This window comes from Amycolatopsis sp. NBC_01488 (assembly GCF_036227105.1).
Classification (GTDB): domain Bacteria; phylum Actinomycetota; class Actinomycetes; order Mycobacteriales; family Pseudonocardiaceae; genus Amycolatopsis.
In genome coordinates this window covers 5,535,897-5,547,893 of sequence record NZ_CP109434.1, presented here as the reverse complement: position 1 = coordinate 5,547,893, position 11,997 = coordinate 5,535,897, and the positions used below count along the sequence as shown (strand labels likewise).

The 11,997-nt window shown below is 72.0% G+C and carries 8 protein-coding genes; 7 read left to right on the top strand and 1 reads right to left on the bottom strand.

What is annotated here, in order from left to right; genetic code table 11:
* From OG738_RS26545 to OG738_RS26535, 3 genes are all read left to right on the top strand, one after another.
* A complete protein-coding gene (locus OG738_RS26545; RefSeq protein WP_329044912.1) occupies positions 1–1,344 on the top strand; it encodes an NtaA/DmoA family FMN-dependent monooxygenase in 1,344 nt (447 codons plus the stop codon).
* A gap of 499 nt (positions 1,345–1,843) precedes the next feature.
* Complete coding sequence (locus OG738_RS26540) at positions 1,844–2,746, top strand: SRPBCC family protein (RefSeq protein WP_329044910.1); 903 nt, start codon at positions 1,844–1,846, stop codon at positions 2,744–2,746.
* On the top strand, positions 2,743–3,918 hold the full coding sequence (locus OG738_RS26535; RefSeq protein WP_329044909.1) for a zinc-dependent alcohol dehydrogenase: 1,176 nt from the start codon (positions 2,743–2,745) through the stop codon (positions 3,916–3,918). The genes OG738_RS26540 and OG738_RS26535 overlap by 4 nt, the downstream gene beginning before the upstream one ends.
* Before the next feature lie 248 nt (positions 3,919–4,166).
* Here the strand turns inward: OG738_RS26535 and OG738_RS26530 are convergent, their stop codons facing one another.
* Entirely contained in the window at positions 4,167–5,831 is a 1,665-nt protein-coding gene (locus OG738_RS26530; RefSeq protein WP_329044908.1) for a RecQ family ATP-dependent DNA helicase, read from the bottom strand.
* 127 nt (positions 5,832–5,958) lie between these two features.
* Here OG738_RS26530 and OG738_RS26525 point away from each other — a divergent pair, with 127 nt between their 5' ends.
* The 4 genes from OG738_RS26525 to nrfD all read left to right on the top strand — a co-directional run bounded on the left by OG738_RS26525 (position 5,959) and on the right by nrfD (position 11,977).
* Positions 5,959–6,336: a hypothetical protein gene (locus OG738_RS26525; RefSeq protein ID WP_329044907.1), complete on the top strand. Its 378-nt coding sequence runs from the start codon at positions 5,959–5,961 to the stop codon at positions 6,334–6,336.
* Between the two features lie 300 nt (positions 6,337–6,636).
* Positions 6,637–9,918, top strand: a complete 3,282-nt coding sequence (gene fdh / locus OG738_RS26520; RefSeq protein ID WP_329044906.1) for a formate dehydrogenase — start codon at positions 6,637–6,639, stop codon at positions 9,916–9,918.
* On the top strand, positions 9,915–10,946 hold the full coding sequence (locus tag OG738_RS26515) for a 4Fe-4S dicluster domain-containing protein (protein WP_329044904.1): 1,032 nt from the start codon (positions 9,915–9,917) through the stop codon (positions 10,944–10,946). Before fdh ends, OG738_RS26515 begins: the two co-directional genes overlap by 4 nt.
* Positions 10,943–11,977 (top strand): NrfD/PsrC family molybdoenzyme membrane anchor subunit, encoded by a 1,035-nt coding sequence (gene nrfD / locus OG738_RS26510; protein ID WP_329044903.1) that lies wholly within the window; start codon positions 10,943–10,945, stop codon positions 11,975–11,977. The genes OG738_RS26515 and nrfD overlap by 4 nt, the downstream gene beginning before the upstream one ends.
* Positions 11,978–11,997: the final 20 nt, after the last annotated feature.

Below are 11,997 nucleotides of genomic sequence, written 5' to 3'. Positions count from 1 at the left end.
ATGTCCCGTAAGCAGATCCACCTCGCGGCGCACTTCCCCGGCGTCAACAACACGACCGTGTGGAGCGACCCCGAAGCCGGCAGCCACATCGAGTTCGGCTCCTTCGTCAAGCTCGCGCAGACCGCCGAACGCGCGAAGTTCGACTTCTTCTTCCTCGCCGAAGGCCTGCGGCTGCGCGAGCAGAACGGGCAGATCTACGACCTCGACGTCGTCGGCCGTCCCGACACCTTCACCGTGCTCTCGGCGCTGGCCGCCGTCACCGACCGGCTCGGCCTCGCGGGCACGATCAACTCGACGTTCAACGAGCCCTTCGAGGTGGCCCGGCAGTTCGCCTCGCTCGACCACCTCTCCGCCGGGCGCGCCGCGTGGAACGTCGTCACGTCGTGGGACGCCTTCACCGGCGAGAACTTCCGCCGCGGCGGGTTCCTTCCCCAGGACCAGCGCTACGAGCGCGCCGAGACGTTCCTGCGCACCGCCTGGGAGCTGTTCGACTCCTGGCGCGGCGACGAGATCGCCGCCGACGCCGAAACCGGCGAGTTCCTGCGCGATCCCGCCGCGGGCGCCTTCGCCCACCACGACGCGCACTTCGCCATCGAGGGCCGGTTCCCGGTGCCGCGCAGCCCCCAGGGCCGCCCGGTGATCATCCAGGCCGGCGACTCCGACGAGGGCCGGGAATTCGCCGCGGCGACCGCGGACGCGATCTTCAGCCGATACGGCACCCTCGAAGCGGGCCAGGCGTTCTACTCCGACGTCAAGGGCAGGCTGGCGAAGTACGGCCGGACCCCGGAGCAGCTGGTGATCCTGCCCGCGGCGACGTTCGTCCTCGGCGACACCGACGCCGATGCCCACGAGCGCGCCCACGTCGTGCGGCGGCAGCAGGTCAGCGCGCAGACCGCGATCAAGTTCCTCGAGCAGCTCTGGAACACCGACCTGTCCGGCCACGACCCCGACGGCCCGCTGCCCGCGTTCGACCCCGTGGTCGGCGAATCCACGATCGCGCCGGGCCGCGCCAGCGTCCGGATGTACCGCGACCCCCTCGCCACGGCCCGCGAATGGCGGCAGCTCGCCGAGGCGAAGAACCTGTCGACCCGCGACCTGATCATCGAAGTCACCGGCCGGCAGACGTTCATCGGCGCACCCGCGACCGTCGCCGCCGCGATCGACGACCTCGTGCAGGCCGACGCGAGCGACGGGTTCATCCTCGTCCCGCACGTCACCCCCGGCGGCCTCGACGAGTTCGCCGACACCGTGGTGCCGCTGCTGCAGGAGCGCGGCTCGTTCCGGACCGAGTACACCGGGACGACCCTGCGCGAGCACCTCGGGATCGAGCCGGCCGAGGCGTGACGACCAGTCCTTTTCGGACAGTCCGACGAGTGACTTCCGGCCCGGGTAGCTTTCGGTCTCGCCCGAGATGGTGGGACCACCTGGCCCGGCACCACTGAGTCGTCGCCCGGACCTGCGTGGTCTCGGTGCGGCCGCCGACGCCGGCGCGCTTCTCGACGCCCTGGACAAACCGGCGCCGACGGTCGTCGGCATCGAGGCGGGCAGCCCGCCCGCGTTCCCGTTCTCCGTGCGGCGCCCCCGAGCGAGTCCACCGACTCGCCTCCCACGACCGGATGCCTTCTCCGCGCCGTGGTCGATCCGTGGGTTAGCCGGATCGCCGAGGGGTAGCCGAGCCCAGATCGAACGCGCCCCAGGCGGTGCACCGGGCCCGTTCGACAGGCGCGATCGGATACGGAGGCTACCCATGACGCCATCGCCAAGCCGAACGGCAGGGCAAGCAAGGCACCACGAGGTACAGCGGCAGGGCCGGCGGCTGGGTTGGCTGAGCTTCGGTCTCGGCGTGGCACAGCTGGCGGCGCCGGGCACGGTGCGCCGGATCAGCGGCGTCGACGACTCCGCGACGTCCCGGGCGGTGGTACCGGCCGTCGGGGCACGCGAGCTGATCCACGCGGCCGGGCTCCTGACGAGCCGGCGGACCGGCGTCTGGGCGTGGACCAGGGTCGCGGGCGACGCGATGGACCTGACCGCGCTGGGGATCGCCATCGCCCACCGTGGCGGGCGCCGCCGGCGGCGGCTCGTCGGGGTCACCGGCGCCGTCGCCGGGATCACGGCACTGGACCTGCTGACCGCCGTGCGGGCCACTCGAGCGAAGAACAGCGGCTCCCGGCCGGCGGCGCGGGGCGCACGCAAAGGAGGATCCGTGGAATTGACCGCAACGACCACCATCCGCAAACCCGCGCCGGACGTCTACGCGTTCTGGCGCGACCTGGAGAACCTTCCCACGTTCATGGCGCACCTCGAGCAGGTCCGCGCCACCGGTGACCGGACGAGCCACTGGTCCGCCAGTGCCCCGTTCGGCAAGGACGTCGAGTGGGACGCGGAAATCACCGACGAGACACCCGGCGAGAGGATCGCGTGGCGCTCGACCGGGAAAGCGGACGTGCCGAACGCCGGCACGGTCTGGTTCGCGCCCGCCCCGGACGGGGTGAGCACCGAGGTGAACGTCGTCCTGGTGTACGAAATCCCCGGCGGCTCGGTCGGCAAGGCGGTCGCCAAGTACTTCGGCGAGGAACCGCACCAGCAGCTCGACGACGACCTGCGCCGGCTCAAGCAGGTCCTGGAGACCGGCGAGGTGGTCCGGTCCGACGGCGCCCCGTGGGGGAAGCGGGCGCGCAAGGAGTTCCCGCAGCGCCCGGCGCAACCGCTGTCGGATGCCGAGCTCGAGAAGGGAGCGGACGCATGAGGGCGAACACTTGGGCGGGCCGCAACAAGGTCGAGGTCCGGGACGTGCCGGACCCGAAGATCCTGAACAGCCGCGACGCGATCATCCGGATCACCTCCACCGCGATCTGCGGCTCGGACCTGCACCTGGTCGACGGGTACGTGCCCACCATGCAGGACGGCGACGTGATGGGGCACGAGTTCATGGGCGAAGTGCTCGAGGTCGGCAAGGGCGTCGATCCGGACCGGCTGCGCGTCGGGGACCGGGTCGTCGTGCCGTTCCCGATCGCCTGCGGTGCGTGCGGTGCCTGCGCCGCCGAGCTGTACTCCTGCTGCGAGAACACCAATCCCAACGCCGGGATCGCGGAGAAGATGTTCGGTCACCCGGTCTGCGGGATCTTCGGCTATTCGCATCTGACCGGCGGCTTCGCGGGCGGTCAGGCGCAGTACGCGCGGGTGCCGTTCGCCGACGTCGGCCCGCTGAAGATCGAGTCGGACCTGACCGACGAGCAGGTGCTGTTCCTCTCCGACATCCTGCCCACCGGGTACATGGGTGCCGAGATGTGCGACATCCGGCCCAGCGACGTGGTCGCGGTCTGGGGCGCCGGCCCGGTCGGCCAGTTCGCCATGGACAGCGCCCGGGTGCTGGGTGCCGCGAAGGTCATCGCCATCGACAAGGAGCCGTACCGGCTGGAGCTGGCGGAGCGGGCGGGCTACACGCCGGTGAACTTCGACGAGGTCGACGTGCGGTCCCGGCTGCTGGAACTGACCGGTGGGCGCGGGCCGGACAAGTGCATCGACGCGGTCGGCCTGGAGGCCACGCACGGCAGCGCGCACATCGCCGCGTACGACCGGGTCAAGCAGGCGGTGCGGTCGGAGACCGAACGGCCGCACGCGTTGCGCCAGGCGATCCTGTCGTGCCGCAGCGGCGGCGTGGTCTCGGTGATCGGCGTGTACGGCGGGCTGCTGGACAAGTTCCCGGCCGGCGCGTGGATGAACCGGTCGCTGACCCTGCGGACCGGGCAATGCCACGTGCAGCGCTACATGAAGCCGCTGCTGCAGCGCATCGAACGCGGGGAGCTCGACCCGACCCGGATCATCACCCACACGCTGGCGCTGGACGAGGCGGAACGCGGCTTCGAGATCTTCAAGAACAAGCAGGACAACTGCGAGAAGGTCGTCCTCAAACCCTGACGGCCACCGGCATCCGGCCACCGCGAGCACGGTGGCCGGATGCCGCTCGTCCGTTCACCCCCGAGCCGCCCAGCACCTTCCAGGCTCGGGTGGCCACGTGCAGGTCGAGCCTGGTCCCCGCTGCGCGGCGTCTGACCGGCTTGTTCGTGGCGAACCTCATCTCGACCGGGGACCGCCTTCGTTGCGGACCGCCGGCTGGGCACCGGGGCCCTGGTAACTGCCCCCCGGGCTACCCGCGCGGACCGCGGTCAATCCCGCGGCCGGCCGGTGCTGTCGACGACAGCGAGGAGCTTGTGCCCGCGGACCGCGGGCGCCGACAGCGTCTTGTAGCCGTGGTGGTCGAACACGACGGTCACCGTGTCGTCGTCCGCGGACATCACGATGCCGCGGCCCCACTCCGCGTGCTCCACCGCGCTGTTGACGGGAAAATCCCCGCCACCGGACGACTGCGCTTCGGCGGTGCCGGCGATGCAGGTGTCGCAGTTGCCGCACGGCTGCTCGAGCTGCTCGCCGAAGTAGCCGAGCAGGTACTGGCGGCGGCAGCCGGTGGTCTCGGCGTAGCCGCGCATCATCTCGATCCGGGACCGGATCAGCCGTTGGTGGGCCTCGGCGGCCTCGACGCCCTGCTCGACGGCTTGGCCGGGGTCCACACCGGAGTCCCGGTATTCGAGGCGGCCGTCGGCGGTGACACCGACCGAGCCTGTCTGCTCCAGCAGGTTCACCGCCCGGGTGCGCTGGGCCGCCGAGACGGCCACCTCCTTGCCGAGTTCCGCCGGTTTCAGCGGCCTGTCGTGCTCGGCGAGGGTGGTGGCCACCTCGGCCAGCGCCTGCTCGGGCGCCTTCGCCGCGGTGAGGAACTTCTGCCGGCCCAGGTCCCGCGGCCGGTGGTACAGGGTGATTTCGGCCGGTTCGCCGTCGCGGCCGGCGCGGCCGATCTGCTGGTAGTAGGTGTCGAGCGACTCCGGCGCCGCCGCGTGCAGCACGAACCGCAGGTCGGCCTTGTCGATCCCCATGCCGAACGCCGAGGTCGCGACCACCGCGTCGAGATCGCCGCGCAGGAACTCTTCGTGCACGCGTTCGCGGTCGGCCGCCTTCATCCCGGCGTGATAGGCCGCCACGCGGACGCCCTCCGCGGCGAGTTCCCCGGCGTAGGTTTCGGCGTCCTTGCGGCTGGTGACGTACACCAGCCCCGGCCGCGTCGCGGGATCGGCGGTCAGCGCGCGCGTCCGGGTGATGACCGCCTGGTGCCGGTCGTCGTCGTCCGGCAGCGGATCGACGCCGAGGCGCAGGTTGGGCCGGTCGAAGCTCGCGAGCACCTCCCGGTGGTCGCGCAGCCCCAGCCGGGCCACGATGTCGGTGCGCACGGGCAGCGCGGCGGTCGCCGTCAGTGCGATCACCCGCGGGCGCCCGAGCCGCTCGAGCACCGGCGCCAAGCGCAGGTAGTCCGGTCGGAAGTCGTGCCCCCACGCCGAAACGCAGTGCGCTTCGTCCACCACGAACAGCGAGACGCCGAGCTCCGCGACCGCGTCGAGGACCTCGTCGGAGGCCAGCTGTTCCGGGGACAGGAACAGGTACTCGGCCTTGCCCTCCCGCAGCGACTCCCACGCGTGCTTGCGCTCGGCCGCGCGCTGTGCGGAGTTCAAGGCGACCGCCTGCGGGGCCCGGCTCTCCTCGATGGCCTCGATCTGGTCGTTCTGCAGGGCGATCAGCGGGGACACCACCACGGTCGGGCCGTCCAGCAGCAGCGCGGGCACCTGGTAGATCGCCGACTTGCCGGCCCCGGTGGGCAGCACGGCGAGCACGTCGTGCCCGCTCATCACGTGCTCCATCGCCGCCAGCTGCTCGTCGGTGAGCTGTGGCCAGCCGAAATTCTCCGCCGCGATCCGCTGGAGTTCGTCGCGTCTTCCCGCCATCCGCCGCAAGTACCCGCGCCCCGGCGACGGAAACGAAGGCCGGCCCGGTCTTCGCCGGGCGCCCGGACGTTTCGCCGGGCGCGATCGGGGCAGCCTCCGGTTCCCAGCGAAGGAAGGAGGTGCCGCGGTGACCGAACCGCACCAGCCCTACGACCCACCCCAGGACACCGGCGCGCCGGACCCGGTGGAGACCGATCCGGCGGCGCTGAACAGCGCCGAAGACCTCGACGAGGACCGCCTTCGCCAGGATCCCCTCGAAGGGGCCATGGACCCCCCCGAGCGCTGGACCGGTGTCACGAAGTACGGCATGACGCCGTGGGAGCAGGCCCACGACCGCCCGCTCGGCGAGCGCCTGGCCGAGGAGCGACCCGACGTCGACGCGACGGCCCCCGCGGTGCGCGAAGACGGCCTCGGCGCGCGGGGTTACGAGGAAGAGCTAGGCATCGCCGCCGACGTCGCCGGCGGCTCGATGCCGGAGGAGATCCGGGAGCCGCCGCCCGAGTGAGCCCGGCGGCGCGCGGCGCAGCCGGGAGTACTCGGGCCAAGACGCGCTACGACCTGGTGACCGCCCGGTACCTCGCCGAGGAGGGCACGCGCTGGCCGGGCGGACCCGGCGACAGCGGCGTACCTCGTCGTCGCCAAGCTGCGGGCCGACCGGTTCGTCGCGCTCGCGGAAGCGGCGGGCCGGTACCTGCCCGTCGCGCCACCGGCCGAACTTCACCCGGCCTGACGCTGTCTTCGGCCGGTCAAGGTGCGCCTGCCCCGAGTAGACTTCGCGGCGAGCAGCGAGGCGAACGGAGGCGACATGGGACCACGCAAGTGGCTCGAGTCGTGGCCCGTCTACCGCCAGCTGACCGGCGGCGACCCGCTCGGCCGCGGCAAGGCGGCCGAATCGCCCCGGTCGGCGGCCCTCACCCCGCGCACCGCGAGCGCCGACCGGGTCGCGAAGTCGGTCTGCCCGTACTGCGCCGTCGGCTGCGGCCAGCAGATCTTCGTCAAGGACGAGCGGGTCGTCCAGATCGAGGGTGACCCGCACAGCCCGATCTCCCGCGGCCGGCTCTGCCCGAAGGGCTCGGCGAGCAAGCAGCTGGTCACCGGGCCGCAGCGGGAGCAGAAGGTCCGCTACCGCGCGCCGCACTCGACCGAGTGGACCGACCTCGACCTCGACACGGCGCTGGACATGGTCGCCGACCGCGTGCTCGACGCCCGCCGCAAGGGGTGGCAGGACACCGACTCCCACGGGAAGCCGCTGCGGCGCACGATGGGGATCGCCAGCCTCGGCGGCGCCACGCTGGACAACGAAGAGAACTACCTGATCAAGAAGCTGTTCACGGCGCTGGGCGCGATCCAGATCGAGAACCAGGCCCGGATTTGACACTCCGCCACGGTTCCCGGTCTGGGGGCCTCCTTCGGTCGCGGCGGCGCGACGGACTACCAGCAGGACCTGCAGAACTCCGACTGCGTCATCATCATGGGCTCCAACATGGCCGAGGCGCACCCGGTCGGGTTCCAGTGGGTGATGGAGGCGAAGGCGCGCGGCGCCGAGGTGCTGCACATCGACCCGCGCTTCACCCGGACGAGCGCGCTGGCTGACGCCCACGTCCCGCTGCGCGCCGGTACCGACATCGCGTTCCTCGGCGGGGTGATCAACCACATCCTGAGCAACGACCTGGACTTCCGGGAGTACGTGGTCGCGTACACGAACGCGTCCTTCCTGGTCGCCGAGGACTACCAGGACACCGAGGACCTCGACGGCCTCTTCAGCGGCTACGACGAAGCCAAGGCCGCCTACGACCCGGCGACCTGGCACTACGAAAGCGTCGAGCCGCACGACACCGGGCACGGCAAGGAGACGTCGTCGTCCTACCAGCACGGCTCCGGCGGCCCGGTCCTCGAAGGCGGCAGCGAGGAGATCGCCGCCGACCCGACGCTCGAGCACCCGCGCTGCGTCTTCCAGATCCTCAAGCGCCACTTCGCCCGCTACACCCCGGAGATGGTCGAAGCGACCTGCGGGACGCCGCAGGAGCTGTTCCGGCGGGTCTGTGACGCGTGGACGTCGAACTCGGGCCGGGAACGCACGGCGGCGCTCGTGTACAGCGTGGGCTGGACCCAGCACAGCGTCGGCGCGCAGTACATCCGGGCGGGCTCGATCATCCAGCTGCTGCTGGGCAACATCGGCCGGCCCGGCGGCGGGGTGTTCGCGCTGCGCGGGCACGCCAGCATCCAGGGCTCGACCGACATCCCCACGCTGTTCAACCTGCTGCCCGGCTACCTGCCGATGCCCACGCCGGAGCACCGGACCCTGGACGACTACCTCGGTAGCGTCCGCGGCGACAAGCAGAAGGGCTTCTGGCGCAACGCCGACGCCTACACCGTGTCGCTGCTGAAGGAGTACTGGGGCGAGAAAGCCACGCCGGACAACGACTTCTGCTTCGACTACCTGCCGCGGATCAACGGTGACCACGGCACCTACCGGACCGTGATGGACATGGTCGACGGCAAGGTGTCCGGCTACTTCCTGCTCGGCCAGAACCCCGCCGTCGGCTCGGCGCACGGGAAGCTGCAGCGGCTCGGCATGGCCAACCTCGACTGGCTCGTCGTGCGCGACCTGGTGATGATCGAAAGCGCCACCTTCTGGAAGGACGCGCCCGAGGTCGAGACCGGCGAGATCGTCCCGGAGGACTGCCGCACCGAGGTGTTCTTCTTCCCCGCCGCGTCGCACGCCGAGAAGGAGGGGACGTTCACTCAGACGCAGCGGATGCTGCAGTGGCGCGAGAAAGCCGTCGAACCGGCCGGGGACCAGCGCTCGGACCTGTGGTTCTTCTACCACTTGGGCCGGAAGCTGCGGGAGCGGCTGGCCGGGTCCGCCGACGAGCGCGACCGGCCGCTGCTCGACCTCGCGTGGGACTACGAGGTGCACGGCGACGAGCCGTCCGCCGGCGACGTCCTGCGCCGCATCAACGGCCAGGACCTGAGCACCGGCAAGGAGGTCTCGGGCTACCTGGACCTCAAGGCCGACGGCAGCACGTCCTGTGGCTGCTGGATCTACAGCGGCGTCTACGCCGACGGCGTCAACCAGGCGGCCCGCCGCAAGTCCCGGTTCGAGCAGGACTTCTACGCCCACGAATGGGGCTGGGTCTGGCCGCTCAACCGCCGCGTCCTCTACAACCGCGCGTCCGCCGATCCGGCCGGGAAGCCGTGGAGCGAGCGGAAGGCGCTGGTGTGGTGGGACGCCGACCGTCGCGAATGGACCGGCCACGACGTCCCCGACTTCGAGAAGACCAAGCCACCGGACCACGTGCCGCCGCCGGACGCCGTGGGCCCGGCCGCCCTCCGGGGCGACGACCCGTTCATCATGCAGTCCGACGGCAAGGCGTGGCTGTTCGCCCCGTCGGGGCTGGCCGACGGCCCGCTGCCGACGCACTACGAACCGCACGAGTCGCCGTTCCGCAACGGGTTCTACGCCCAGCAGGGCAATCCGACGCGGAAGGTCTACGGCCGCCGGGACAACCCCTCGCACCCGTCGCCGCCCGAGGCGCACAGCGAGGTGTTCCCGTTCGTGTTCACCGCCGCCCGGCTGACCGAGCACCACACCGCGGGCGGGATGAGCCGGACGCTGCCGTACCTCTCGGAGCTGCAGCCGGATCTGTTCGTCGAGGTCTCCCCCGAGCTGGCGAAGCAGCGCGGGCTCGACCACCTCGGCTGGGCCCACGTCGTCACCGCGCGGGCCGCGGTCGAGGCGCGGGTCTTCGTGACCGACCGGCTGGCGCCGCTGCGCGTGCAGGATCGGGTCGTGCACCAGGTCTGGATGCCCTACCACTGGGGCAACGCCGGTCTCGTCTCCCGCGACGTCGTGAACGACCTGTTCGGCGTGGTGGTGGACCCGAACGTGTTCATCCAGGAGAGCAAGGTCGCCACCTGCGACGTCCGGCCCGGCCGCCGGCCACGCGGCCCGGCGCTGCTCGAACTGCTCGCCGAGTACCGGACCCGGGCGGGCATCACACCGGAAACGGGTACTCAGGTGGCCACCGTCCACGACACCCGGCACGTCGAGCCCGGCCACGCGGCCGAGGAGGACCGATCATGAGCATCGAGAACCGGCTGTCCGGCCCGCTGCCCGACGTCGCCGGCGAAGCGGGGCACGTCGGCCACCCACCGCGGATGGGGTTCTTCACCGACACGTCGGTGTGCATCGGCTGCAAGGCCTGCGAAGTCGCCTGCAAGGAGTGGAACAACGTCCCCGAAGACGGCCTCGACCTGCTCGGGATGTCATTCGACAACACCGGCGCGCTCGGCGCGAACTCCTGGCGGCACGTGGCCTTCATCGAGCAGCAGCGTCCGCTCGGCGAGCAGTCGGCGGGGCTCGAGGGGCTGCCGACCGGGCCGTCGGCGATCGACGTGACCACCGCGTTCGTCGCCGACGAACTGCGCCAAGCGCCGCGCGGCGGCGGTGAGCTGGGCACGTCCCCGCTGCCGCGGGCGCCCGAAGACCTCGGCATGCCTTCGTTCGACCTGCCGGGCGCGAAGACCGGCACCGACGGCCGGACCGACTTCCGCTGGCTGATGGCCTCGGACGTGTGCAAGCACTGCACGCACGCCGGCTGCCTCGACGTCTGCCCCACCGGGGCGCTGTTCCGCACCGAGTTCGGCACCGTCGTCGTGCAGCAGGACATCTGCAACGGCTGCGGCTACTGCGTTTCCGGCTGCCCGTACGGCGTCATCGACCGCCGCCCCGGCGACGGCCGCGCCCAGAAGTGCACGCTCTGCTACGACCGGCTCCACGACGGCCTCGAACCGGCGTGCGCCAAGGCCTGCCCGACCGACTCGATCCAGTTCGGCGAGCTGGACGAGCTGCGCGAGCGAGCCGCCCACCGCGTCGAGCAGCTGCACGAACGCGGGGTCACCGAGGCGCGGCTCTACGGCCACGACCCCGAGGACGGCGTCGGCGGCAACGGCGCGTTCTTCCTGCTGCTCGACGAACCCGAGGTGTACGGGCTGCCGCCGGACCCGGTGGTGCCGACCCGCGAGCTGCCCGCCATGTGGAAGTACGCCGGGATGGCCGCGTCGGCGCTGCTCGCGGCGGCCGTGGCGGCGTTCGGAAGGAGGCGCCGGTGACCCCTCACGAGCCGCGCAGCGACGCACCGGCCTCCGCCACCCGGGCCCGGGTGTTCGGCCGCCGCAAGGGGGGCGGCGGCTCCCGCGAAGAGCTGATGGTGCCGCGCGCCGAGTTCCGGTCGTACTACGGCCGGCCGGTGCTCAAGCCGCCGGTGTGGGAGTGGAAGGTGCCCGCGTACCTGTTCACCGGCGGGCTGGCCGCGGGCACCTCGCTGCTGGCCGCCGGCGCCGACCTGACCGGACGGCCCCGGTTGCGCCGCGCGACCCGCACGGGTTCCCTCGCCGCGCTGCTCGCGAGCGTCTACCTGCTGGTCGCCGACCTCGGGCGGCCGGCCCGGTTCCACCACATGCTCCGGGTGGCGAAGCCGACGTCGCCGATGAGCGTGGGGACGTGGGTCCTCAGTGCGTTCGGGCCCGGCGTGGCCGTCGCGGCGGCCGCCGAAGTGCTGCCGGGCCCGCTCCGGCGCACCCTGCCCGGGAAGCTCCTGCGCGCCACGGCGCGGCCCGCCGGGCTCGCTTCCGCCGTCATCGCCCCCGCCGTCGCGTCGTACACGGCCGTCCTGCTGTCCCAGACCGCGGTCCCGGCGTGGCACGAGGCCCACCCACAGCTGCCGTTCGTCTTCACCGGTTCGGCGGCCGCGAGTTCCGGCGGGTTCGCAATGGCGCTGGTGCCGGTGGACGAAGCCGGACCGGCCCGCGCGCTGGCGGCGTTCGGCGCCGTCACCGAGCTCGCCGCGTCGAAGGTGCTGGAGAAGCAGCTCGGCCTGAGCGCGGAGGCCTACACGAGCGGAAAGGCGCACCGGCTGCGCAAGTGGTCGGAGCGGCTGACCGCGGCCGGCCTGCTGGGCACGCTCACGGTCGCCCACCGCAGCCGGGCGCTGTCCGTGGTGTCCGGCGCGGCGTTGTTCGCGGGCAGCGCACTGCAGCGGTTCGGGGTCTTCGAAGCGGGCGTCGAGTCCACGAAGGACCCGAAGTACGTCGTGGTCCCCCAGCGCGAGCGCCGCGAAGGACGCCAGGCCTCGCGCGGGTAACTCCGTCCCGGTGGGGTACG